This window comes from Mangrovimicrobium sediminis (assembly GCF_004745945.1).
In the GTDB taxonomy this organism is placed as follows: Bacteria; Pseudomonadota; Gammaproteobacteria; order Pseudomonadales; family Halieaceae; genus Mangrovimicrobium; species Mangrovimicrobium sediminis.
On sequence record NZ_SRLE01000015.1, the window covers coordinates 19,280 to 45,556 of the forward strand.

At 64.4% G+C, this 26,277-nt stretch carries 18 protein-coding genes; 8 read left to right on the forward strand and 10 right to left on the reverse strand.

Features of this window, described 5'->3' with window-relative positions:
* Window positions 1–90 precede the first annotated feature (90 nt).
* Both E4634_RS19435 and E4634_RS19440 read left to right on the forward strand, forming a co-directional pair.
* Complete coding sequence (locus E4634_RS19435) at window positions 91–2,358, forward strand: Ig-like domain-containing protein (protein WP_135446343.1); 2,268 nt, start codon at window positions 91–93, stop codon at window positions 2,356–2,358.
* A 197-nt stretch (window positions 2,359–2,555) separates the two neighbouring features.
* Complete coding sequence (locus E4634_RS19440) at window positions 2,556–5,711, forward strand: HD domain-containing phosphohydrolase (RefSeq protein WP_135446344.1); 3,156 nt, start codon at window positions 2,556–2,558, stop codon at window positions 5,709–5,711.
* 31 nt (window positions 5,712–5,742) lie between these two features.
* Here E4634_RS19440 and E4634_RS19445 read toward each other — a convergent pair whose 3' ends face one another.
* Window positions 5,743–5,961, reverse strand: coding sequence for a hypothetical protein (locus E4634_RS19445; RefSeq protein ID WP_135446345.1), 219 nt, complete (start codon window positions 5,959–5,961; stop codon window positions 5,743–5,745).
* A gap of 436 nt (window positions 5,962–6,397) precedes the next feature.
* On the opposite strand from E4634_RS19445, the gene E4634_RS19450 reads away from it, so the two are divergent.
* Window positions 6,398–8,695, forward strand: a complete 2,298-nt coding sequence (locus tag E4634_RS19450; protein ID WP_167854994.1) for a TonB-dependent receptor — start codon at window positions 6,398–6,400, stop codon at window positions 8,693–8,695.
* A gap of 94 nt (window positions 8,696–8,789) precedes the next feature.
* Here the strand turns inward: E4634_RS19450 and E4634_RS19455 are convergent, their stop codons facing one another.
* From E4634_RS19455 to E4634_RS19470, 4 genes are all read right to left on the reverse strand, one after another.
* Entirely contained in the window at window positions 8,790–10,217 is a 1,428-nt protein-coding gene (locus E4634_RS19455) for an aromatic ring-hydroxylating oxygenase subunit alpha (protein ID WP_167854995.1), read from the reverse strand.
* Between the two features lie 89 nt (window positions 10,218–10,306).
* Entirely contained in the window at window positions 10,307–11,635 is a 1,329-nt protein-coding gene (locus E4634_RS19460; protein WP_135446348.1) for a spinster family MFS transporter, read from the reverse strand.
* Complete coding sequence (locus E4634_RS19465; protein ID WP_135446349.1) at window positions 11,632–12,861, reverse strand: MFS transporter; 1,230 nt, start codon at window positions 12,859–12,861, stop codon at window positions 11,632–11,634. The genes E4634_RS19460 and E4634_RS19465 overlap by 4 nt, the downstream gene beginning before the upstream one ends.
* Window positions 12,862–13,190: 329 nt before the next feature.
* Window positions 13,191–14,435 carry a cytochrome P450 gene (locus tag E4634_RS19470; protein ID WP_135446350.1) on the reverse strand — a complete coding sequence of 415 codons (1,245 nt, stop codon included), beginning with the start codon at window positions 14,433–14,435 and terminating at the stop codon, window positions 13,191–13,193.
* A 168-nt stretch (window positions 14,436–14,603) separates the two neighbouring features.
* On the opposite strand from E4634_RS19470, the gene E4634_RS19475 reads away from it, so the two are divergent.
* From E4634_RS19475 to nhaD, 5 genes are all read left to right on the forward strand, one after another.
* A complete protein-coding gene (locus E4634_RS19475; protein ID WP_135446351.1) occupies window positions 14,604–15,857 on the forward strand; it encodes a cation:proton antiporter in 1,254 nt (417 codons plus the stop codon).
* 134 nt (window positions 15,858–15,991) lie between these two features.
* Entirely contained in the window at window positions 15,992–16,552 is a 561-nt protein-coding gene (locus E4634_RS19480; protein ID WP_135446352.1) for a carboxymuconolactone decarboxylase family protein, read from the forward strand.
* Between the two features lie 120 nt (window positions 16,553–16,672).
* Window positions 16,673–19,030, forward strand: coding sequence for a TonB-dependent receptor (locus E4634_RS19485; RefSeq protein ID WP_135446353.1), 2,358 nt, complete (start codon window positions 16,673–16,675; stop codon window positions 19,028–19,030).
* Window positions 19,031–19,109: 79 nt separating this feature from the next.
* On the forward strand, window positions 19,110–19,481 hold the full coding sequence (locus E4634_RS19490) for an EthD domain-containing protein (protein ID WP_240725255.1): 372 nt from the start codon (window positions 19,110–19,112) through the stop codon (window positions 19,479–19,481).
* A 56-nt stretch (window positions 19,482–19,537) separates the two neighbouring features.
* A complete protein-coding gene (gene nhaD, locus E4634_RS19495; protein WP_135446355.1) occupies window positions 19,538–20,782 on the forward strand; it encodes a sodium:proton antiporter NhaD in 1,245 nt (414 codons plus the stop codon).
* 10 nt (window positions 20,783–20,792) lie between these two features.
* On the opposite strand, the gene E4634_RS19500 is transcribed toward nhaD, so the two are convergent.
* The 5 genes from E4634_RS19500 to E4634_RS19520 all read right to left on the reverse strand — a co-directional run bounded on the left by E4634_RS19500 (window position 20,793) and on the right by E4634_RS19520 (window position 26,141).
* Complete coding sequence (locus E4634_RS19500; RefSeq protein WP_135446356.1) at window positions 20,793–21,680, reverse strand: hypothetical protein; 888 nt, start codon at window positions 21,678–21,680, stop codon at window positions 20,793–20,795.
* A 256-nt stretch (window positions 21,681–21,936) separates the two neighbouring features.
* Window positions 21,937–23,064, reverse strand: coding sequence for an HD domain-containing phosphohydrolase (locus tag E4634_RS19505; RefSeq protein WP_135446357.1), 1,128 nt, complete (start codon window positions 23,062–23,064; stop codon window positions 21,937–21,939).
* Between the two features lie 141 nt (window positions 23,065–23,205).
* Window positions 23,206–23,859: an SGNH/GDSL hydrolase family protein gene (locus E4634_RS19510; protein ID WP_135446358.1), complete on the reverse strand. Its 654-nt coding sequence runs from the start codon at window positions 23,857–23,859 to the stop codon at window positions 23,206–23,208.
* A 68-nt stretch (window positions 23,860–23,927) separates the two neighbouring features.
* Entirely contained in the window at window positions 23,928–24,614 is a 687-nt protein-coding gene (locus tag E4634_RS19515) for a hypothetical protein (protein ID WP_135446359.1), read from the reverse strand.
* A gap of 279 nt (window positions 24,615–24,893) precedes the next feature.
* Entirely contained in the window at window positions 24,894–26,141 is a 1,248-nt protein-coding gene (locus E4634_RS19520; RefSeq protein WP_206046957.1) for an MFS transporter, read from the reverse strand.
* Window positions 26,142–26,277: the final 136 nt, after the last annotated feature.

Sequence of the window (26,277 nt, forward strand, 5' to 3'; positions counted from 1 at the left end):
GTGTTGGGTCACCTGGCTGCGGACCGGAAACGACTTGCTGCTTGGTCACAATATAAAGACTCGCTAGAGAGTGAGCTATAGGGGATCACGATGACAAAACCATTCGGGACATTGGCCAGCCGCCTGGCTATTTTCATTCTGACCGCGCTGGCCCTGGTCGCCTGCGGCGGTGGCGGAGGCGGCGGCGACGGCGGCTTCATAGGCGATAACGGCAGCAACACCGATACTTACTTCCTCGCGCTCAGCCTGCTGGGCCCCGACGGCAACCCTACCAACCTGATCAGCACCGCTTCTCCCGGCACCCTGGTGGTCACTGTGACCAAGAACAAGGCTACCGGGAACCCGATTGCCGGCACGACTGTCAGCGTCAGCGGCAACCTCGACATGCTGGTCAACGGCAGCGAGGAAACCGTCACCCGGTTGTCCGACAGCGCCGGGATGGCAAGCTTCGTGGTAGAGGCCGGCCAAACCAAGGGCGCCGGCACACTGTCCGTGTCCGTGACCGACGAGAACGGCGATGACGTTACTGCGACCATCAGCTTCCAGGTCGGCGCCACCGGCCTGCAACTGGGTTACCTGGCGGACGGCGTATTCGTCGTCGGGACCATCGGCGTACTGCCCGAGGGCACCATCTCCTCCGAAGGCCAGGCGGTACTGTCACTGGCCATCGTCGACGATAACGGCGACCTCGTCACCAGCGCCGAAAAAGTTCGCATCGAGAGCGCCTGCCTGAGCGCGGGCACTGCCAGCATCGAGCCGGTGAGCCCGATCGAGAGCTTCACCGGCCAGATCTCGTTCACCTACACCCCGGCCGATGGCTGCTCCGATAGTGACACGGTCACTGCCACCCTGATCGGCGTCGGCGCCAAGGCAATTGTCGACCTGGAGATTGCACCGCCGACCGCCAACAGCCTGACCTACATCAGCGCGGAACCGGACTACATCGTCCTCAAGGGCACCGGTGGCGGCCCCGATCGCGTCGAGCAGTCCACGGTCACCTTTACTGCCACCGACGCCGACGGCAACCCGCTCAGCGGCGCCGAGGTGCTGTTCAGCCTGACCACTGAGGTCGGCGGACTGAGCCTGAGCCCCACCAGCGCGATCAGCGACGCCGATGGCCTGGTCAGCACCGTGGTTTCCTCCGGCGACGTGGCCACTGTCGTGCGCGTACTGGCTACCGCACCGCCGGTTAACGGCAGCGCGGAGGTCTCGGCGGTCTCCGACGAACTGACCGTCAGCACCGGCCTGCCGGACCAGAACTCCATCTCGCTCTCGATCAGCGACACCTTCGTGGTGGCAACTGGCATGCGCGAGGACGGCGTAACCCGCAGCGTCAACGTACGCATGGCGGACAAGTTCAACAACCCGGTCCCCGACGGCACCGCTGCCCTGTTCACCACCGAATACGGCGCTATCGAGCCGTCCTGTACCACGGTGGACGGCGCCTGCAGCGTGCAGTGGGTGAGTCAGCAACCGCGCCTCCCCACCCTGCTGGAAAACCAGCCGCTGGTCGTGAGAACGCATGATCCCGGCTACTCCTGCCCCAGTCACAACGGCAGCAGCGGCCCGTGCCCGGACGACCTCGGTAGCATTCGCGGCGGCCGCTCCACCGTTCTGGTCACTGCACTGGGCGAGGAGTCGTTCATCGACCGCAACGGCAACGGCGTGTTTGACCAGGCTGAAGCCGATGAAGACCTGTTTGACAACAAGACGGAACCCTTCCTCGACCACAACGAGAACGGGCTCTTCGACCCTGCGACCGAGGCCTGCCTGGCCAACCCGGACACCCTGACGTGCCGCGCTGGCTCGGAGGAGATCTTCTCCGACTTCAACAGCAACTCACGCTTCGATGCCAATGGCGACGACCCCTTCAACGGTTACCCCGATGAGGGCCAGGTGGCGCAGTACAACGGCCTGCTGTGTCCGCGAGAGGGCGATGGCGTCTGGTGCAGCCGTGAGCTGATCCGGGTTTTCGCCGACCAGATCATCATCCTCGCTGACGACGCCACCTGGGAAATCGCCGTGTACGAGAGCGGCTCGCGCAGGTTCAGCACTGAGTCGGGCCGCAGCTATATCGCCTACATCGCGGACCAGTTCAACAACCCGCCCCCCGGTGGCTCCGAGGTGTCAATCTCCGCCGACGGCGATTGTGACGTGACCGTCCTGAGCACCCGGGAAGCCCCGAACACGGCCTCGCCAGGTGCGTTTGGCATCTCCTTCGCCGTGTCCGGTGAGGGTGACGAAGCCGGTGAGGTGTCCATCTCCATCGACGTCACCGAGGGTTCGACGGTAACGCTGGGCCTGCCCTGTACGCCGACCCCGCCGCCGGATCCCAACGACCCCTTCGTCAACGGCTGATCCAGCCAGACCAAAACAAAGCCGCGGCATCCACCGCGGCTTTTTTTGTTCACCGAGCGCTGACCCGCGGCCCCGAGCCAGAGTCACGCCCCTGCCCTCTCTTCCCGCCTGCTCGTTTTTCCTCCCCGCATCCACATGGGAAACTCCCGCGTTCTGTGCTTTAGTCTGGATACGCCCACGACAACCAGAACCGGCCCTTGAACATTACCCGCCCGCGCACCACAATCCGCCTCACCGTCGTCACTGTCTTCCTGCTGGCGACGCTCCTCACCGCGGCGATCGCCATCGGCCTGCAATACCACTACAGCCAGGCCCTGGGCCGCGAGGCGGCCGGGGAACTGTACGCGGCGACAGTGGAGAGCATCGCCACCGAGACCGCCGGCATCCGCCAGGTCAATGTGAACCTGCTGGAACTGCTCGCCCGCAGCCGCGACCTCGCCGACCCCGCCGCGCAGGATGCCACCCTGGATACCTTCATCCAGGTGTTGCGCAACAACCCGCTGCTCTACGGCATCTACGTGGGACGCGCGGACGGCAGCTTCCATGAAGTGATCAACCTCGACGCCGGCGATGCCATCCGCTCGCGCCTGCTGGCGCTGCCCGAGGACCGCTGGGTCGTAATCCGGGTGAGCGACACCGGGAATGGTCGCCGCCGTGCCTACCAGTACCTGGACGCGCAACTAAAAGAGCGCGCCAGTCGCGACGAGGCCACCGACTTCGACGTCACCCAGCGGCCCTGGTACCGCCAGGCGATTGACTCCGGGAAAACCGAAGCCACCGCACCCTACCTCTTCGAGCAGTCCGGCGAGCCCGGCCGCACCATCGCCAGGCGCCTGGTCGGCGGCGACGCCGTGGTCGGCGTGGACATGACCCTGCGCACCATGTCCGGCTTCCTCAACGAGCGCCAGGCCTCCAGGGACAGCACGCTGTACCTGTACACCGACGAAGGTGTGGTCATCGCCTCCAGCGAACGCGACGCCTCGGCGACGTCCTACATCCCCCTGCCGGAACTCAGCCTCAGCCGCGAGGACCGCGCCTACCTGGAATCGCTCGGGCCACTGACGGTGTCCAACGAACTCGACTGGCCGCCCTTCGACTACACCCAGGGCGGCGAGCCGCGCGGCTACTCGGTGGATGTGATGCGCCTGATCGCACGCCTGCTCGGCCTGCAGCTGCGCTTCGTCAACGGCTACAACTGGCAGGAACTGGTGGGGCAGTTCGAGCAGGGCAATATCGACCTGCTGCAGTCCGTGATACTGACTGAACAGAACGCCGCCCTCGGCCTGCCGGGACGCGCCTACACCACCCTGCCCTTCGCCGTGCTCACGCGCCCGGGCCCGGGGACGCTGGGCGAACTGGCGCAGCTGTCCGGCGCGCGGCTGGCGATACCCGCGGGCTGGTCGGTGATCCCGATGATTCGCGAGACCTACCCCGGCATCACCATCGTCGAGACCCGCTCCACCCGCGAGGCGATCGAGAAAGTGCTGAATGGCAAGGCCTATGCGGCGCTGGATAACGAGATCATCCTGCGCTACATCGTCGAGCACTATTTCATCGACGGGGTGGACATACACACCGACCTGGCGCTGGGCTTCGACGATCCGCCGCAGCAATTGCACGTGCTGGTACCGCCGCGACTGGAGCGCCTGCGCAAGCTGCTGGACCGGGCAATTGCCGCCATCGGGCCCGCCCAGCAGCAGGCACTGGCCGAGCGCTGGCTGGATTTCGAGGCGCGCCAGCGCAGCGCGAGGTCCGAGGTGGTGCCCAGCGACCAGCTGGTGGCCATCGCCCGGGATCCGTCGCGCTGGGGCTCGCTGGTGCCCACGGTGATCGACGGCGAGGAATACCTGGTCTACGCGACCAAGACCGACCATGACGACGCCACCTCCACGTTTGTCGGCATCCTCACGCCGACCCGGGCGGTGATGGCGCCGTACATGCACAAGGTGAAAATCGGCATCCTGGCCACCGCCGGCTTCCTGCTGGTGCTGCTGCCGCTGTCGTGGTTTTTCGCCAACCCCATCGTGCGCCCGGTGCGCCAGCTGGCCGACGAGAACGACAAGATACGCCGCCGCGAGTTCGAGCAGGTGCAGCGGGTGCGCTCGCATGTGAAGGAACTGGACGAGTTGTCCGAGTCGATGGTGCGCATGGTGACCTCGATTCGCGAGTACGAGGCGTCACAGCGCGAACTCATGGACGCCTTCATCCGCCTGATCGCCCAGGCCATCGACGACAAGTCCGCCTACACCGGCGGCCATTGCGAGCGGGTGCCGGAGCTGGCGCTGATGCTGGCCCACGCCGCCAGCGACAGCCAGGCACCACCCTTCGACAGCTTTCGGCTGGAGGGCGAGGATGCCTGGCGCGAGTACCGTATCGCCGCCTGGCTGCACGACTGCGGCAAGATCACCACCCCCGAGCACATCGTCGACAAGGGCAGCAAGCTGGAGACCATCTACAACCGCATCCACGAGGTGCGCATGCGCTTCGAGGTGCTGGCGCGCGATGCCGAGATCAGCTACTGGGAACGCCTGCACCAGCACCCGGAACAGCAGGCGCAACTGCTGGTGGAACTGCAGGCCACGCAACAGGCGCTGCAGGAGGAGTTCCGCTTCGTCGCCGAGTGCAACGTGGGCGGCGAATTCCTCGACGACGCGGCGCGCGAGCGCCTGCTGGCCATCGCCGCGCGCACCTGGCAGCGGCGTTTCAGCGACCGCCTCGGCCTGTCGCCGGTGGAGGAGTTGCGACTGCGCGGCGATGAACCCGCACTACCCGTCACCGAGCCCCTGCTCGCCGACCGCCCGGAGCACATCATCGAACGCGAACGGCCGGCGCAGTACCCGCCCGAGTACGGCATCGACATGGATATCCCCGAGCACCTGTACAACCTGGGCGAGCTGTACAACCTGTCCATTTCACGCGGCACACTGACCGCCGAGGACCGCTTCAAGATCAACGAGCACATGATCAGCACGATCAAGATGCTGGAGAGCCTGCCCTTCCCCGAGGGCCTGAAGAACGTGCCGCGCTATGCCTCGACACACCACGAGACCATGCGTGGCAGCGGCTACCCGCGCAAACTGTCCGGCGAGCAACTGAGCATTCCCGAGCGGATTCTCGCGGTGGCGGATGTGTTCGAGGCGCTCACCGCCGCGGACCGGCCGTACAAGAAGGCCAAGCCGGTGAGCGTGGCCATCGACATCCTGCACCGCATGGTGGAAGACCGGCACATCGACCGGGACTGTTTCGAGTTGTTCCTGCGCAGCGGGGTCTACCGGCAGTACGCCAGCACCTACCTGCAGCCGGCGCAGGTGGATGAGGTGGATATCTCGAAATACCTGGAGGGCGCGGCCTGAATCGCCGCGCCCGGGCAAGCTATAGCGGCACTCAGCTCTCGGCGCTGGCCGGCACGCGCTCCTCACATTCGGCGGAGCCGTGCGAGCGCCAGCCGTACAGGGTGTTGCCGGAGGTGTCGTACTCGAGCCCCGGGCAGCGGGCGTCCATGACACCGTCGCGGTCGAGGTCGTAGGGGGAGTGGAAAACCATTCCCTGGCTGGCACAGCCGGCCAGCAGGGCGAGGGACAGGATCGCCAGGTATTTATGCATGATTATTCTCCGCCGCGGGTCTGGCTATAGGGTAATTGAGTTTCGACGGCGCCACCAGCGTTCCCTGCGCCAGCCCAATACGGAACCACCCCGTTCAATATCTTGAAATAATGTATGGACTTTAAACATTTTTAATTTCGGCATAAACTGCCTCACATACGTCGACATGACGAATAAAACCAATAATGTCCGTACTTTTAGCGATATTTTCAGGATTGCAGTCCGCGCAATCACCGGTTGCACGGCACCTCGGGACACCCACTGACTCACCCGCGCAACCCACCGGGCGGGAACGCCGGGCCACTGCGCCGTGGCCGATCAATATCCTGAACCAACCCCACCCTCGCCGGTGCTGCGCGTCCGCAATGGCGCAGTTGGCAAGGCCGTGTACACCCCCCTACCTCACTACCTGAACCCACCGCGGGAGATGATAATAATGACCACACCCACGACAACCACCGCACGCCACTTCTCGCGCTCCCTGCTGGCGCTCTCGGTCGCGCTCTGCACCCAGCAGGCCATGGCCCAGGGCGCCGGCGCGCTGGAGGAGATCATCGTCACCGCGGAACACCGCGAGGCGACCCTGCAGGACACGCAGATCTCCATCAGCGCGCTGTCCACCGAAGCGATCCGCGACCTCGGCATCAGCAACGGCCTGGACCTCGGCGGCTTCGTGCCCAACCTGAACGCCCAGCCCTACGTCGGCGGCCGCACCGGTATCTCCTACAACATTCGCGGTGTCGGTAACTCCGAGACCCTGATCACCTTCGACCCGGCGGTGAGCGTCTACCTCGACGGCGTGCTGATCGCCAAGAACGTCGGCTCGCTGCTCGACGTGCTCGACCTCGAGCGCATCGAGGTACTGCGCGGCCCGCAGGGCACGCTGTACGGCCGCAACACCATGGGCGGTGCGGTCAACTACATCACCCGCAAGCCGACCAACGAATTCGAAGGCAGCGTCACCGCCACGCTGGGCAATTACGGCCGCCAGGACCTGCGCGGCCGGCTCAACATCCCGGTGATAGATGCCGACAGCGGCATGGGCGAGTTGAACGTGAAGTTCAGCGGCGGCACCCTGAACCGCGATGGCCTGCAGGACAACGAATACGACGGCCCGGCACAGCGCCAGGGTGGCCGGCCGGCCACCTCGCGCCAGGACGAACTGGGCACCGTCGACCGCGACATCTTCTCGGCACAGGTGCAGTGGCTGCCCACCGACTCGCTGTCGGTGCTGTACGCCTACGACCGCACCAAGATCGACGAGACGCCGGAATCGCCGTGGACCACCAACGTCAATCCGGACACCTTCTTCGGCCAGAACCTTGCGCCGTGGCTGGTACCCGACGAGAGCGACCGCCCCGACGACATTGCCGTCGAGCACATCATGATCGCCAAGACCACGGCGGAGGGCCACGCCCTGACCCTGAACTGGGAGATCAACGACGACATGAGCCTGGTCTCCCTCACCGGCCTGCGCGAACTCGACAACTACGGCGAGGCGGACTCGGACGGCGCCGCCCTCGGCGCCACCTTCCCCGACCCGCCGATCCCGCCGGCGATCATCACCCGCGACAACCAGGAGTACGAGAGCTTCTCCCAGGAATTCCGCCTGATCGGCACGGCTATGGAAAAGCTGGACTACTCCACCGGCCTGTTCTACATGGACGAGGAAGGCGACCTGTTCAACGAGACAACTGCAGCGGGATCGTCCTCGGCCAACGTGGCCGACTACAGCAACGAGGCCTGGGCGATCTACGGCCAGGCGACCTGGAACTTCTCGGATGAGCTCAACTTCACCGTCGGCGCACGCTATACCGAGGAAGACCGCGAGATGAGCAAGGCACTGGTGGCCAACACCGGGTTTGGTCCCGTGCTCTACCTGAGCGACGTCAAGAACGATCCCGCCCTGGCGGATTCGCTCTACCCCGACGCGGCGGAAAAATTCGACAACGTCTCCTGGCTGGCCTCGGTGGGTTACAACTTCACCCCCGATATCCTGACCTACGCGAAGATCAGCACCGGCTTCCAGTCCGGCGGCTTCAACGCCCGCGACATCGACCCGCGCGACTTCACCACCGGCTTCAAGGAGGAGACCCTGCTCGCCTATGAACTCGGCATGAAGTCCACCTTCAACAACCGCTTCCAGGTCAACGCCTCGGTATTCTTCAGCGACTACGACGACAAGCGCGTCAACCAGTTCAACCCGGAGACCCTGGTCAGCGTGCAGCGCAACGCCGGCGTGGTGGAGATCTACGGCGCGGAGCTGGAACTGCTCGCCCAGCTGAGCGAACACTGGCGCGCGGGCTTCAACTACGGCTACACCAACAAGGAGTACGTCGAGTACGAGAGCGACGGTGTGGACCTGTCCGACGCCGCCAACTTCCCCTACTCGCCGGACAACACCGCCAGCGCCAATATCGCCTACGAATACCCGACCTCCATGGGCCTGGTGAAAGCGCGCCTGGACTGGAGCTACCGCGACGAGATGACCTTCCTGGTGCCGGTACCCGAGCGCAATTCATCGGGTGACCTGCAACTGTGGAACGCGCGCGTGGCGCTGGAAGAAATCCCGGTGTTCGGCGACAAGAACCTGCGCGTGGCGCTGTGGGGCAAGAACCTCACCGACGAGGGTTACTACAACTTCGGCGTGAACATCTACAGCTCCTTCGGCTTCGACATCAACACCTACGGCGAGCCGCGTACTTACGGCATCGACGTGGCGTTCGATTTCTGACCGGCTGCGGGCACAGCAAAAAGGGGAGCCACTGGCTCCCCTTTTTTTATCGTGCGCTCGACGCTGCGAAGCGTCGCGCCGCCGTGGACGGTACCTACTCTGCCTGCAGGTAGGTGTCCATCTCCTGGTGCATGCCGAGAATGATCTTCTCGTTGTAGCTGGCCAGCCACACCTGGCGGATAGAGCGCGAGTGCAGCCCCTTCTGGATGCGCTTGAGGTTGCCCAGGTCCTGACGCGGAATCAGGTAGACCTGGTCCGGGTCGTCCGGGTTGTCGACCACCTCGACCACCGCCCGCTCGCGCGGCGCGGCGGCCGGCAGGGTGCGCGTGGAGTAGATCTCGAAGGTGCTGCGGTTGACGTCCTCCGGGTGCGGGCGCACGCGGTAGATCATGGCGTTACCCGCCTGCGGCAGGATCAGCAGGTTGGGGAAGATGAAGATCATGCCGCCCCACATGCTGAGGATCTCCGGCGTCAGCTTGGGCATGGGGCGCTCCTTTTCCGCCGCGTCGGCGTAGAGCACGCGCACGTATTCGGCGCCCAGGTTGGAGTCCTCGGGGATGTTGCCCTTGAGCGTGCGCAGCAGGTCGACATCCGCCTGCAGCACCTGCGCGTCCATGCCGTCCACCAGCAGCTGCAGGCGGTCCGCCATCGCGTCTACCGGGTCCTTGTTGATGGCGAAGCGCTTGACGTTACCCTGGTAATTGCTCGCCTTGCCGGCGTAGAAGCGGCCGTGGCCGTTGTCGAAGGTATCGTAGGCGACGTTGTGGTGGTTGTACTCCTCGAACTCGCCCTCGATTTTCTCGCCGTAGATGAAATCCGCCGCGGCGGTCTCCAGCTGCGGGTGGGTGGCGGGCACGTGGTAACCCTCGAAGAACGCCTCCTGGGCGACCTTCCAGTTGGAGTCCACGGGGATGGACTTCCACCAGTAGTGGCGCATCTCCCCGATGTTGAGGTCGTCGCAGAGCTCGCGCACCGGCGCGATGAACTCGTCGAAGGGCTGCGGGTCGCTGTCGAAGTTGATGAATACGAAACCGGCGTAGACCTCGCACTGCAGCTCTTTCAGGGCGACATCGGCGGCGCACAGCTCGCCGTTCTTGAACTCCTCGCGGGCGAGGATGTAGTGGTTCGCGCCCTCGGTGTCCCAGCGCCAGCCGTGGAAGGGGCAGATGATATTGCCGTGGTCGAAGGTACCGGCGCCCTCGGTGAGCGCGGTGCCGCGGTGCGGGCACACGTTATGGTAGGCCTTGATCGTGTCGGCATCGCTGCGCACCAGGAACACCGACTGGTCGCCGATCTCGTAGGTGGTGAAATCGTTGACCGCGGGAATCTCGTCGACTCGCGCCGCGGCCTGCCAGACCTTGCTCCACAGCTTGTCATACTCGAGCTGGGCGAAGTCCTCGTCGACATAGCGCCCGACGCGAATGCCGTGTTCCAGCGTTTTCCAGCGCTCCGGCCAGTCGGGCCCGCTACCGGACGCCGACGACAGGGCGGTAACCTTGCTGTTCTGCGATGAACCACTCATTGCAATCTCCTGCATGTGCTGTCTTTTATCGTGAGGGCCGACCATTATCGGCGCGGTTGATACTCAATCGCAAGTAGCCGGCCCCGGCACTAGCAGCCGCGCACCCGCTGCAGGTCGGCGCGAAAGTGGCGCGCGGCGTACTCGAAGCAAACGTAGCCCGCGGGTATGGAGATGAGTACGGTGACCAAAGCGTAGCGGATCGACGCCGCCCCGTGGGCCCCGGCGTAGAAGTCGCTGAGCGCGCCGACGATAAACGGGCCGGCGCCGGCGCCGATGATGTTGATGATGAACAGCAGTACCGCGGAGGCGGTGGCGCGCATGTCCAGCCGCGCGAGGCTCTGGTTGACGCTGTACATCATGGGAATATAGATGTTCTGCAGCACGTAGAACGGGAAAAACCCGAGCAGTGCCAGCCACACCGGCCCGCCTAGCAGGTAGACCAGCCCGCAGGGAAAGGCGGCCAGCGTACACAGGGCCGGCACGCGCATGGCCCGCGCCGGGGAGGCCTCGATAAAGCGGTCGGTGATGCGCCCGCCGAGGTAGGTACCGAGGCTGCCGCCGACCCCGACGATCAGCGCCATCCACTGGCCCGTTGCCACCGGCGACAGGCCGTGCACCCGGCCGAGGAACTCGAAGCCCCACATGAGGATGCCGTAGCCGCTGATCGACAGGAAAGAGGAGCCGACGATCAGCCCCACCCAGGAGCGCGAGTGCAGCAGGAAGCGCAGGGTGGCGCCAAAACTGGGCCTCTCGCTGTCCGCCTCGGCTGCGATGGCCAGGCCCTCGGACTGCCCGCGGCGCGGTTCGCGCACGGTGAACCGCACCACCAGGGCAAACACCAGACCGGGTACGCCCAAAACGATGAACGCCGTGCGCCAGTCGAAGTATTCGCGCAGGTAGCCGCCGCCGAGGTAGGCCAGCGCCGCGCCGACAAACACGCCTGCCGAGTAGATGGCCAGCGCCGTGGCGCGCCGGTTGAGGGGGAAGTAGTCGGCGATCAACGAGTGCGCCGGCGGTGTGCCGGCCGCCTCGCCCACCCCCACCATCACCCGCGCCAGGAACAACTGGGTGAAATTGCGTGCCAGGCCCGAGGCGACGGTCATCGCGCTCCACAGGGCCAGACCGATGGTGATGATGGTGCGCCGGTTGCCGCGGTCCGCCCAGCGCGCGATGGGAATGCCGGCGAAGGTGTACAGCACCGCGAAGGCGAACCCCACGAGCAGGCCCATGGCGGTGTCCGAGACGCCGAACTCGGCCTGGATCGGGCCGATGAATACCGACATGACCTGGCGGTCGATGAAGTTGATCACGTAGACGACAAACAGCACGCCCAGCACGTAGCGCGCGTAGGCCGGCGAGTGGCCCGCCTCCGCGGTGCCGGGCGTTGCGGGCTGCTGTTTTTCGGGGGCGTCGCTCATGCCGTACTGGCCGCCGCCTGCGGGCGGATCAGGAACACCAGTCCCAGCGCCAGGCCGAGCAGCGCGATGGCTCCCATCAGCGCCGGGTCATAGCTACCGCTGGCGTCGAAGGCCCAACCGTAGAGCCCCGGCGCGACCAGCGTGAAAGGCATGATCATGAAGCTCATCAGACCCATGGAGCGGCCCATTTTTTCCGCCCCGTAGTTACGCGCCAGGATCATGCTCCACAGCGGCACGGTGGCGCCCTGCCCGGCGCCGAGTACCACGCTGGCCAGGGCCAGGAAGGCGAAGCTCCCCGCCTGCAGGAAGCCGAAGAAGCCCAGCCCGACCACCAGCATGATGACCGCGAGCATCAGGCGATGGTCCGCGCGATCCGCGACGATACCGCTGGTCAGCTTGCCGGCGAAGTTGGCGGCGGAAAAAATCGACAGCAGCAGCGCGCCCTGGCCCGCGGTCAGCTGGCGCTCCAGCACGAAGGGCACGAGGTTGCTGAGCAGTCCCATCGGGCCCCCGAGCAACAGCCCGAGGCACAGCGCGATCAACCAGAAGTTGCGGTCGCGCAGGAACTCGAGGGTGGAACTGCCGGTGACCGCGGTGACCGGACGCGCGGGAGCCGGTGGCGGCTCCTCGCCGTCCGGATGCAGGCCGCGGTCCGCCGGCTGGTTGACCACCAGCAACAGCACCAGCGGTGCGGTGAGCACGAACAGGCCGCAGCCGTAGATCTGCAGTGCTGTACGCCACTCGAAGGCCTCGATGAGGTACTGCAACAGCGGCGGGACGATCAATCCGCCCAGCGCGCCACCACTGGCGGCCAGGCTCATGGCCAGGCCGCGCCGGCGACTGAACCAGCGCGCCAGCAACGCCGAGCCGGCCAGCGGGCCACAGACCACGCAGCCAACAGCCAGTGGCCCGAGATAGACCAGGATCACCTGGGTCATGGAACCGGCCAGCGAAAGCAGCACAAAGCCGCCGCCGAGCAGCACGGTGCCGGCGAGCATCAGCAACTTCATGGAGAAGCGGTCGATCGCCGCGCCCAGGGGCGGACCGAGGATGCCCGAGGCCAGCGCCGCCACGGTGATGCCCATCATCAGCAGCGTCTGGCTCGGCTGGAAGGTGAGTTGCAGGGGAACCGCGATCACGCTGTAGGCGGTAAATACGGAGGCGGAACTCGCCGCCTGCAGGAGCATGGCGGCAAGCACCTGCCACCAACCTGGAAACACTCGCACTTATTATCCTTATCATTTTTTTACAACAGCTGGCTAATGTAGCGCAGATCCCGGCGGGCGTCAGGCCAACCTGCCCTGCCGGGCTTGACGGGTGCGCCCGGGGCGCCTACTTTGTATTGCAAAGTATAAGATGCCGGGATGTGTCGCTTCCTCTGGTGGGGGTCATCGCGCCCCCTTTTTTTTGTGCCTGGAAGAACGGACTCAGGGGTGGACGGGTTCAGGGGTATACGGGGTCAGAGTCTAGACTCTGACCCCTCACTGCGCGCTACACCCAAACCACCTGGGTACACGGGGTCAGAGCCACGGCTCTGACCCCTATCTGCACCCACTCAATCCCAACGCAGCGGCAGCGAATCCAGGGCAATGATATTCCCCGAGTGAAACTTCGCCGGACGCTGCGGGTCGAGCCGGAACGGCGGCAGGCGCTCGAGCATCTGCGTGTACAACACCTGCAGTTCAACGCGCGCCAAATGCGACCCCAGGCAGCGATGCACCCCGGCGCCGAAGGCGATATGCGCCTTGCCCTGGCGCTTCAGGGTGAATTCCTCGGGGCTCTCATACTCCCGCGGGTCGAGATCCGCCCCCGGCAGGTACAGCGCGAGCCAGTCGCCCGGGAGCATCTGCCAGCCGCCGAGCTCGACCGCCTGCGCCACCCGCCGCACCGGGATGGTAAACGTGTAGCGGCGCAGCAGTTCCTCAGTGGCATCCGGTATCAGGCTGGGGTCCGCGCGCAGTTGCGCCTGCAACTCGGGGTTGGCAGCGAGGTGGCGCACGCCGAAGCCCATGCCGTTGATGACCGTGTCCAGACCGGCGATGAACAACAGCACGGCGTAGTCTTCCATCAATTCCAGGGTCATTGGCCGGCCGTCGATCTCGGTCGCCCAGAGCAGGCTGATGAGGTCGTCCTGCGGGTCCTCGCGACGCGCCTGGATGACGTCGAGCATGGCGTCGGCGACCTTGCGGCCCATCAGCGCAGCCTCGATGTCGGAACTCAGGGTAGCGGCGAGGAACTCGTGTACCAGATCGCGAAACTCCGGCAGGCGCGCCTCCGGCAGCCCCATCATGCGCAGGAAGATCCGCACCGGCAGCGGCTCGGCCACGGCGGGGATGAAGTCGCAGTGACCGTCCGCGACCACCGCGTCGATCAACTCGTTGGCCAACTCGCGGATCGACTCCTTGCGCGCCTGCACCGCTTTCGGCGAAAACGAGCCCTGCAGCGGCGCGCGATAGCGCGTGTGTTCCGGGGGGTCCATCAGGATCGGCACCGCCTGCGGGATGCGCGGCATGTCCGCGGGCAGCGAGGCCATCAGCGCCTCCATCTCCGCCTTCGGCATGGGGCTGCTGGAAAAATGTTCCGGGTCGCGCGAGGCATCGAAAATCTCGCGGTGGCCTATCGCCACCCAGCGGCCACCGTTGCGCGGTGTCCAGAATACCGGTGGCGCCTCGCGCAGCAGTTCGCGCACGCGCTCATGCGGGTTGGCCAGCAGGCCGGGATCGAAGCGCAGGTCGAAATCGTAAACGGCCTCCGGCGGGATGTGCCCGGGCACGGGCACGGGTTCGGTCAGCGTGGTCATGGGCCTTTATCCGTGGCTTATTGTGAAGCCTTATTCAACACTCTTGTTGCATTACGATGCAAGCGTGGTGGCCAGTGGGCCAATTACACCGGGGCTTGATAAAGATCATCCCGCAGCGAACGGTTTTTGGCCAAGCTTGGGTCTCTCTCCTACTCGCCAGGCAGGGCCATGCACGACCTGAGCATCCTCGCCATCATTTGGGTCAACGTGTTTATCGCGTCGTTCATGGCCCACCGCACCCGCCTCACTCCGGTACTGTGGTACCTGTTCTGCGGCGCGGCCATGGTCAACCTCGGGCTGCTGCCCGAGGCCATGCCGGTGTTCATCGTCGACTTCGCCGAACTCGGCATTATCGTCATCATGTTCGCGCTGGGCTTCGAAGAGGACAACCGCAACTTCCTGCGCAGCCTCAAGCGCAGTTGGGGCATCGCCCTGTTCGGTGCCGTGGTGCCCTTCGCCGTCGCCTACGGGCTGGCGCGCTGGGCCTGGGACGATCACAACATGGCGCTGCTGTGCGGACTGGCGATGACTGCCACCGCGGTATCGCTGACCATGGTCTCGCTGAAGAGCGAGGGGCTCAGCCGCACGCCCGCGGCGACCGGCATCATGACCTCCGCGGTGCTCGACGATATCGGCTCCCTCGCCCTCGTCGCCATTCTTATCCCGGTGGCCACGGGCGAGGCCAGCATCACCCTTGCCAGTATTGCCGTCATCGCCGGCAAGGCGGCGCTGTTTTTCATCATCGTCACCTTCTTCGGCGCCTGGTTGTTCCCGGCTTCCGAGGGTTTCGCCAAGCGCATCCCGCTGCTCGGCCACCTCAACCTGCGCCGGATCCTGGCCATGGGTGAGGGCGAATATACGGTACTGGCGCTGCTGTTGATCGCCGTGGCCATGGGCCTGCTCGGCCACGAGTTCGGCTTTCACCCGGCGGTGGGCGCCTACATGGCGGGGCTGATCATCAACCGGGAGTACTTCAGCTTCCACTCGCACCGGCAGGTGGATTTCCACGAGCGCGCCAAGCAGATCGTCGACAACGTCGCCTTCACCTGGATCGGGCCGGTGTTCTTCGTCAGCCTGGGCACCGAGCTGATCTTCGATGCCGAACTGGCGCTGCAGGTACTGCCCTATGCCCTGCTGTTGTTCGCCGGACTGTTTGTCGGGCAGATCGCCTCCGCGGCGCTCGCCGCGCGCTACACCGGCGGTTTCGACTGGCCGGCCAGCCTGATGATCGGCTTCGGCATGCTCGGCCGCGCCGAACTGGCTTTCCTGGTGATGGATATCGCCTATGTGCAGTACAGCATCATGTCGGCACAGGCGTTCTACACTCTGATGCTGGCAACCTTCCTGCTCAACACTTCCGTGCCGCTGACTATCCGCTGGTGGAAAAGCCGCTATGGCGGCACCGCTATCGGCAGCACCTGAGCCCCCGGCAAGCGCTGCAGATAGAAGGACGCCTCTGGTAGAGTTCCCCTGCCCGTGCATTCCTATACTCCAGTCTTCCAGCCGTGCGCCGGGAACTGGCGCACCGACCACCGACCGCAACCCGGGTGCACCCTATGCCGAAAGCCGATATCCGTATTCCCCCGCTTGACCCCGCCGACTTCAGCGACGAGCAGCGCGAACTCGTGGGGGAGTGGACGCACCTGAATTTTTCCCGGGTCATCGTCAACCACCCGGCCGCCTACCGCGTGTTCCTGCCCTACATCGACAAGATGATCCGGCAGACGGAACTCACCCCGCGTGACCGCGAGGTGCTGGTACTGCGCACACTGGCCTTCTCCGATGAGGTCTACGAGGCGCAGCACCACGAGATGATTGCGCACAACGCGCAGATGAGTGATGCGGAAATTGCCGCCATCCGCGGCGACGGCGCCGGACTGTCGGAGCGCGATCTGCTGCTGATGCGCGCCGCGGACGAGCTGATCGCCAGCCACCACCTCGGCGAAGCCACCTGGGCGGAACTCGCCGCCCACTACAACGACGTGCAGCTGATGGAGATCGTCTTCCTGGTCGGCTGCTACACGGTCATGGCCATGACCACCAACAGCTTCGGCATTCCCCTGGAAGGGAGCGACGCGAGCTTCGAGCGCATCACCGAGTTGCGCGACTACACCTGACATCGCCCCGGCGCCACGCTTTCCCCACACGATTTGCAAGGTTGAGAACTGCGGACTAGGCTTCCTCGTGCCAGATAACGTTCAACAGCGTTGTTCATAAAATAATACGAGGATAATAAGATGAAACGACCGCAAGCAGCGGCAGTGGCGTCCTGCGCCCTGCCCGTTTCCGCCCTCGCCCTGGCCTGTGCCGTCGCCTCTCCGGCCAGCTTCGCCCAGGGCGCCGGACAACTCGAGGAAGTCGTGGTCACCGCGCGCAAGCGCGAGGAATCCCTGCAGCGCGTGCCGGTGGCCGTATCCGTGCTCGGTCAGCAGGCACTGCGCGACAACCTCGCCGACAACCTGACCAAACTCGGCGAGATAGCACCGCAGGTGTCGCTGTCCCAGGGCGGCTCCGGTACCGGCGCGGTGATTACCGTGCGCGGTGTGAGTTCGGCCTCCAACGACGCCGGCCTGGACCAGAGCGTCGCCATCGAGGTCGACGGTGTGCCGATCAGCCGCGGCCAGGTTATCTCCGCCTCATTATTCGACCTGGAGCAGATCCAGGTCCTGCAGGGTCCGCAGGCGTTGTTCTTCGGCAAGAACTCGCCGGCAGGCGTGATCTCACTGAGCTCCGCGCGGCCCACCGAGGAGTACGAGGGCTATGTTACCGCCGGCTACGAATTCGAGGCGGACCAGACATTTATCGAGGGCGCGATCTCCGGGCCGATCGCCGGCAGCCTGAAGGGCCGGCTGGCGGTGCGCGCCAGCGAAATGGACGGCTGGATCGACAACGAAGCTGAGCCCGTCGCGGACTTCCTGGTACCCGGTGTGACCGACCCCGGCGCCGCCCACGGCGACACCCTGCCCGAGGAGGACATCACGGCCCTGCGCCTGGGCCTGCTGTGGACCCCGGCGGACAGCTTCGACGCCCGCTTCACCTACCTGCACAACCAACAGGAGCGCAACGCGGGCAACGCCAGCTCCGAGCCCTTCTGCGTCGGCTCGACCACCGCCCCGGTCATCGCCGGCGTAGTGCCCATCCCGGGCGGGGACTGCAAGAAAAACCGGCGCACCGTGCACGGGGCGGTGGCCCCCGAATTCACGGTGAACATCCCCTACAGCAACGGCGGCATCCCCTACTTCGACTCGCAGTTCGACTTCGCCGCGCTGACCCTGAACCTGCAGTTCGACGCCCTGACCCTGACCTCCACCACCGGTTACTACGACCAGACCGTGCAGCAGATGAGCGTTTCCGACTGGAGCCCCTACGCCGCGATCTGGGCGGCGAGCAAGGAAGAATACGACCTGCTCACCCAGGAGCTGCGCCTGAGCAGCAGCTTCGATGGGCCGATCAACTTCATGCTCGGCGTGTACTACGAGACCTTCGACCGCGAGTTCTTCAATTCCGCGGACCTGTTCCACGCCTTCGACGTGGAGTCACAGTCCTACGCCGCGGTGATGATGGACGCCAACAACGACGGCGACTACACCTCCGCCTTCGGCCAGCTCACCTGGGACATCAGCGACGCGCTGGAACTGGCGGTGGGCGCGCGCTGGAGCGACGACCAGAAGGACGCCAGCATCGTCAACCTGGTGGCCAACCCGGCCTATGGCCTGTACCCGCGCGGCGAGGTGCTGAAATCCAGCTACGACGACAGCAACGTCTCGCCCGAGGCGACCCTCAGCTGGTACCTGGATGACGACCAGACCCTGTATGCCGCCTACAAGACCGGCTACAAGGCGGGCGGTATTTCCAACCCCTTCCTGCCCTCGATCAACGCCACACCGGAGAACCTGCAGTTCGAACCGGAAGAGGCCGAGGGGTTCGAAGTGGGCTACAAGGCCTCGCTGCTGGAGCGCCGCCTGCGCCTGGACCTGGTCGCCTACAGCTACGACTACAAGGACCTGCAGGTGGTGTCCTATAACTCGGAGACCATCAGCTTCACCATCAACAACGCGGCCTCGGCGGATATCGAGGGCGTGCAGGGCTCCTTCGAGTGGCTGCTGCTGGACGACCTCACCCTGCGCGGCAACTTCGGCTACAACAAGGCCGAGTATTCCAGCTTCCCCAACGCCCAGTGCTACCCCGGCCAGACCGAGGCCCAGGGCTGCGTCGGCGGCCAGCAGGACCTCGCCGGCGAGGCGCTGCTGCGCGCGCCGGACTGGACCTACAGCATCGGCGCCGACTACAGCCCGGCGCTGATCAGCGGCTGGGATACCACGGTCTCGGTCAACGCCTCGTACAGCGATGAATTCGAGACCGCCACGGACAACGCCCCGGCCGGCCACCAGGACGACTTCTGGCTGCTCAACGCAGGGCTGCGCGTCGGGCCGCAGCACGGCCACTACGAGTTCGCCGTGATCGGCCGCAACCTGACCGACGAGTACTACATGCTCAATTCCAACGGCTGGTCCGGCAGCAGTAACCCCGAACAGCAGGTCGGCTTCTTCAACCGGCCGCGGGAGATCGTGCTGCAGGCGACGCTGCGCTTCTGAGGTCCGCGCGCATAATCATCGACGGCGCCAGCACCTGCGGCGGGGACCTCCCCGCCGCGAGGCGTTTCCCCAGGTGAAGATGCTGGCCTTCTTCCGACGCCGCGCCGACCTCAGTCCGGAGGAATTCCGGCATTATTACGAGGCGCACCATGCGCCTTTGGCCTTACAATTGTTCCCCTACCTCAAAGGCTACCGACGCAACTACGTCCGCCGTGACCAGACCCACCGCCGCGCCAGCGGCGAGGCCTTCGCCAGCGCACTCGACTACGACGTGATCACCGAGATCACCTTCGCCAGCCCCCGGGACTACGCGCGCATGCAGGCGGACATGGCCGACCCTGCGATCCGCGACCGGGTGGTCGCGGACGAGCAGTGCTTCATGGATCGCGACGCCACCGTCGTCCTGCTGGTCGAGGAAGAGCCCGCGTTTCCCGACACTACCGCGGGCTGAACTGCATCACCGCCGCGGCCCCGGGGAAGGCCCGGCGCCCCGGAGGTCCGCACATCATGTACTGGTTCAGCATCGGCATCATCGTCCTCGCCTTCGTCCTCATCGTCGCCGAGGACGTGGTCCACATCAACAAGGCCAAGTCCACCCTGTTCCTGGGCACCCTGGTCTGGCTGCTCGCTTTCATCGTGCCGCAGCCAGGCCAGGACGCGGCGCTGGTGCAGGAACACCTCAACGAGAACCTGCTGGAGATCGCCACCCTGTGGCTGTTCCTGATGGCGGCGATGACCTTTGTCGCCTACCTCAACCACCAGGGGCTGATCACCCAGTTGGTCTACCGCGCCCTGCCCGCGCGGCTCGGCCAGCGCAAGTTGATGCTGATGATGGCCCTGCTGGCGCTCGCATTTTCTTCGCTGGCGGACAACATCACCGCCTCGCTGATCATGCTCTCGCTGCTCTCCTCGCTGAAGCTGAAGCCGCGCGCCATGGTGAAGTTTTCCGCGCTGATCGTGTTCGCGGTGAACTCCGGCGGTGTCTCCCTGATCACCGGCGATGTCACCACACTGATGATCTTCCTCGCCGGCAAGGTCACCATCGCCGACCTGTTCATGCTTATTCCCGCCGCCTTGTGCGGCCTGTTGTTGCTGTTGGCGACGCTGCTCACCGGCAGCAACGCGGAGATCGAAATTCCGCATTTTCGCCGGCCGATCGCCGGCGCCGACAAGGTGATCGCGGCGCTATTCGTGGCTACCATCATCACCACCTTGCTGTTCAGCATGTTCTTTGCCATCCCGCCGGTGCTCACCTTCCTGTTCGGGCTGTCGGTGATGTTCCTCACCCATCGCTATCTCAACCGCAACAAGCCGGCGCGCCAGGACGTGCTCGAATACATACGCGAGATCGAGTTCGATACCCTGCTGTTTTTCCTCGGCGTGCTGCTGCTGGTGGGTATGCTCAAGCAACTGGCGGTGCTGGACCAGCTGCCCCGTTTGTACACGGTGCTGCCGGTAGCCGGCGCCAATTATGTGGTGGGACTGCTCTCGGCGCTGGTGGACAACGTGCCGCTGACCGCCGCGATTCTGCAGTCCGGGGTGGAGATGGATACCGCCGACTGGATGTGCCTGACCTACGCCACCGGCGTCGGCGGTTCGCTGCTGATTATCGGTTCCGCGGCGGGCGTCATCGCCATGAGCAAGATCGGCCCGCTTAACTTCACCAGTTTCCTGCGCTACACGCCGCGGCTGCTACTGGCCTATAGCGCAGGGTATGCGGCGGTGTGGGCGATAGGGCACGCCCTCACCTGAGAGAGAGCCTTCAGTTGCCGAAAATCTTCTTGAAGGCGTTGTCCAGGGCATTGTCGCCAGCCTCTTCGCCCTGGGCGTCGGCTTCCTCCCCGGCCGGCTGCTCCGCCTCGGCATCCTGACGCTCTGCCTGGCCGCCACCGAACAGGCCGCCCAGGATACCGCCTGACTGGCCGGACTGCCCGCCGCCTGATTGGCCGCCACCGAACATATTGCCGAGCGCGGCGCCGAGGTCGGTGGGTTCCGCGGGCAGGACGAAGCGCGCGTCGGCGACGTCGGTCTCGGTGATGCTGCGCACCTTCATGTCCTCGCCGTAGCGCAGCACGCCCATGTCCAGTTTTTCCAGTTCACGCTGCATGTCGTTGCCGGCATCCAGTTGCTGCTTGAATTTCTCCTGGTCGATGGACTTGACGATGTTGCGCGCCATGGCGCTGATCGCATCGCGAAAGCCCAGCGCGCGCGGATCCTTGGACAGGACCATCTCGGAGCTGCGCTCGCGGCCGTCGTCGTCGATGTACGTCAAAAGGTAGACCTCGCCGGACATACCGCCCAGGGTTTCGGTCTTGCCGGTGGGTTTGAGCGAGACCATACGCCCTTCCACCTCCGACGGAGTTGCGCTGGCCGCCATGCCGCCAAACATGTTGAAGGCGCTGTTCATGTCGAACACCATGGATTCGCCTTCGTTGTCGGTGACCACGTACATGTGCGCGTCGCGGATCAGCATGTAGCTGCCGTCCGCATCCGGCGGATTGATGCGCAACTTGTCGCCAGCGTATTCAAAGCTCATGAGGTCGCCCTCCCCGGTCACCACCTCGGCGATATCTGCGCTGGCAAGTGCACTACCCAGGCTGCAGCCGGTGATGACGAGAGCGGCAGCAGCCGCATGGAATCGCGATGTCATTGTATTTCTCCTGTTTGCGGGCAAGTTTGGCCGGGAGACCCGGTCCGCTGGCGCCTAGTATCCACATCTCAACCCACCATTGCCATCCCACACCCCAACCCCCCAAAAAGTGGGGTCAGATACGACTTTAAATGATGGGTCTGAGACTCAAAAAGTGGGGTCAGATACGACTTTATATAATGCGGCTACGACCTCGATTGCCCGACAGAGGCCTGGGCATCAATTAAAGTCGTATCTGACCCCACTTTTGGGATGGCTAGCCGAAGCTGTTTTCGGTGAAACGTTGCTGTATGCGTTCGACCTCGTGAGTATTGTCCAGCAGGGCCTGGACGCAGCGTGGGTCGAGCTTGCTGCCGGACATTTCGCGCAGTTTGGCGAAGGCCTCGGCGTTGCTCCAGGCGGGCTTGTAGGGACGGGCGCTGGTGAGGGCGTCGAAGACGTCGGCGACGGTGACGATACGCGCCTCGATGGGAATCTGTTCGTGGACCAGGTTTCCCGGGTAGCCACTGCCATCCACTGCCTCGTGGTGATACATGGCGATATTGCGCAGCAACTCGACGTACTCGATACCGTTCAGGCCATAGTTTTCCAGCAGGCGGTCGAGGATTTCCCGCCCCTTCTGCGCATGCTGTTTCATCTGCTCGAACTCCGCCTCGTCCAGCTTGCCCGGCTTGAGCAGGATGCGATCGGGAACCGTCAGCTTGCCGATATCGTGCAAGGGGGAGAACAGGAAAATATGTTCGATGTAGTCGTCACTGAACTCGTACTCATCGGCGAGCTGGCGCGCGATCAGCTTCGAGTAGTGGGCCATGCGCTCCAGGTGCAACCCGGTTTCGGCATCGCGGTGACAGGTGATGGAGCGTGCCGAGCGAACGGTGGCAAGCAGTATCTCGATCTTGCTGCGCGCGCTGTAAAGCATGAAGGCGATGAGGTGACCCGCCATATCCAGTTCGCGCAGCATGTACTCCTGGAAGGCGTCTTTCTCCTCCGAGTTGAAGAAGATAAAGCCCAGGAAGCACCCCTCGGCAAACAGCGGCAAGGTATAGGACGCGCGATAGGCACTGGCCTGCATCAACTGCGTGTGCTCGTTCTGCCCCTGGGCGAACAGGTCCATGTCGTTGACCACGCGCGGTCGGTTGCTGCGCACTATCTCCAGTAGCGAGGGACAATCCGCCAGCCGCGCCTGGTAATGCTTCAGCGGGCTCGGTTGCTCGGCGCTGTACACAAAAGTGGTGAGGACATCGGTATCGGGTTCGTGCAGGGCAATCGCCAGGCGCGACACACTGGGATGCTGCTGGCGGATCATGCGGTGCAGGTAGCGAATCTTGTCTTCGAAGCCCTGCTCGAAGTTCAGCTCGCTGAACTGGTCCAGATGCTGTTCCATTGCGCGCGTTGCCTTGAGAAACCCACCACAGGAGCTTACCCGTATTCGCGCCAGGCCTCAGCCAATTGCTGTAGAAATAAGCAGATTTGTGCCGATTCTGTGAGCGCGCTCACTGCTGCCAGATCCGGGCACTGGCAATAATCAGGGCGCGAGGTACGTGATCTGGCGCCACAGCCACTGCGTGTATTTCCAGGTGCCCGCTGGCGTGAGGTGTACACCATCCTCGACAAAATCCGGCTCCCCAACCGTGTCGAAGACCAGTTCGCCCGCCAGGACAGTCGCCCCTGCCGCGCTGCAGGTCTCACTCACGAGATCGCGGTAGGCGTCGAGGTCGAGGCCCTGGGCATTGCGGGCAGCCTCGTCGTGCCGGGTGATCGGCGTCACACAATAGACTGCGATCTCCGGCGGGACCTGTTGCAAAAACGCAGCATAGGCCTGGGTGAAATCGTCCGGCGGCACGCCGACACCGGCATCGAGCCACCAATCGTTGGTACCCAGGGCGATGACCAACACACTGACCTGTTGCGAGGGACCGTGCAGGTAGTTGACGGCGCCGCCCAGCAGGGGCGCGGCACCTGTCACCATGGTCTGCCCCCCTGCAGCGAGCAGACTCACGCTCACGCCATGGTAGCGCTCGAGGAAGTAGGCCATGCTCTGGCGCACGTCCTTCTCCGGCTTGGAACTGACGATGATCGAATCGCCGATCAGCACCCAGCGCGGGGATTCCGCCAACGACGCGGGGGACGCCAGCAGCAGCAATAAAAACAGACGGGCGATGCGATAGTGGACCTTCATGGGTGCTCCCGGGGGACAGCAGCACCCATTATGGACCAGGTTGACGTCAGTTGCGGGATTCGACGCGCCTAGCGGACCCGGATGGTAGCGAGCAACTCGCTGGCACTCGCATCCAGGGCAGCACCATCGAGCTCAACACTCGACACTTCCAGCGTGTACAGGCCACGGCGTAGCCCACCGTCCAGCTGGAATTGCGCTGCTCCATCATCCTGCGTGACAGCCAGGACCTCACGTGTGGTGCCGTCGGGGAAGTTCCAGGAGGCCTGCACCGAGGCACCCGCTACCGACTGTCCCAGTGCATCCTGTACCTGGACAGCCCCATCGACTACCCGACCACGATAACCACTGCCGCTGGCGCTGAGTTCAATGTCCGGAATGACAAGGGTGACTGGCACATCGACAACAGGAGAGAAGATTGTCATGTGCACCGTGGTACGACCGCTGTAGACATCGAAGGCCCGCACAATATCGATTCCCTGGGCGGCATCTGCAATCCGATAGACGTCCCCGGTAAGCGCGTTGTTGGTCACCTGCGCATCGGGGTAGGCCGCGATGACGTCCTGCGGCGAGTCCAGTGCAAGCTGGGCATCCACACCCTGGCTGGTGATCCACTGCACGCCGCTGTACCAGCGGATACTATGGGCGACATCGCCGTCGCTGGCCGAGGCGTTTCCACCGTCGGCGCCGCGATAGCGCACACTCACCTGGCCGCCCCCCTCCACCGGGTAGGCACAGGAGGCCAGATCTCCGGACACTTCCACACTCTGGCAGTAGTTCGGGGCCCCATAGCTCGCGGTAACGCCAGCGCGTGTCTCACCCAGGTTTACCCCAGGGGCACTGACGCCCTCATACACGACACCCTGCCCGGGTGCCTGGGCGGCAGCGATGCCGCCACCACCGAGAAGCAGTGCGCACAGAGCGCTTCCGGCTACGTTCTTGATATTCATGCTTACTCCTTGCTGTTAACTGGACGAGGCCAGTCTAGGCAGGAGACTTCACGAAAAGATCACGCCGTGAACAAGAGTTTCTCCCGCTCAGTGCTGCTCATGATAGTGCTCTGCATCGGGCGTACTGCGCAGGCTGAACAGGGCCACGGCACTCAACCCCATCAGCACGGCGGTGAGTTCGAGGAACGGCGCATAACTGTCGAACATATCGTAGGTCAGTCCCGCACCCAGTGGGCCAAAGGCCACACCGAGCGACAGCGCCATCACCATCGCGCCGTACAGCGCGCCGAAGTTCTTCAGGCCGAAATACTTCGCGGCCAGGTAGGCGATGACATCCACCTCCGAGCCCAGGGTAAGCCCGAAGATCGCCGCCGCGATAGCCTGGCTGACCGGGTTGCCGCCATCGAACAGCAACAGGGCGCAGGCGAGAATCGGGATGAGGAAAGCGACACCGCCCACCATGTAGCCGTGGAAGCGATCAAGCAGAAAACCGGTACCGATGCGCCCGATAATCGAGAAGATACCAACCAGGGAGGCGACCCCTGCCGCAGCCAGCGGTTCGGCGCCGGCATCCTTGAGAATCTGCACGAAGTGAACAACGATGCCGATGGCAGTGAAAGAGAAGAATCCGCCGGCCATAATCAATTTGTACAGTGCAGAGGAACGCAGGCCCTGCTGCAGGCTCAGGCCGGAGAGCGCGACGGGCGGTACGGAGTCAGATGCCTGTGCGGTTGGAGTGGTATCGCGGGCACCGCGAAAGCCGATCAGCATTACGGGTAACACCAGGCACAACCAGGCACCGCCGAGAGCCATGAAGGCGTGGCGCCAGCCGAGTGTTTCGATCAGCCAGGTGGCGAGTACCGGGAATATCGCCGCGCTCAGGGAGGCGCCCGACAAGGTGATGGCCAGCGCCAACCCCCGCGAACGCTCGAAACGGCTGTTGACGGCGCTGGTCCACACCGTCGCCTGCACCCACAGGGTGGACACGGCGAGCAGGCACCACAGCACCAGCCAGTTGGCTTTATCGCCTGTAGCCGTGCCCAGCAGCGCGACACAGCCGCACATCAGCACCACGCCGATGAGGCCGATACGCCGCGGACCTATCCGGTCCACCAGAATGCCCACAGGCACGCAGAAGATGGCGCTGATGAAGGCCGCGATGGTGATTCCGGAAGAGATCTGCGCGCGCGACCAGCCGAACTCCTTCTGGATCGGTTCGATGAACGCGCCCATCGTATATACATACATGACGGCGGTGGCGTAGCCGAGTCCTGCCGCTACGGGTAAGAGCCAGAAATTGCGCCACTCGGCGACTGCGGTGTTTGGCAGGTTCAAGGTTTCCCCCCCGAGGGCGACCTGTGTCGCTCGGTTGTAGTGTTATTGGGATGAGTATTTTTTCATGGTGGGGAAAGATGGGGAAGTCCGGCGCTGATGTTCGGGTCGGCAGTTCCAGGGTGAACGCCTCTTCGCG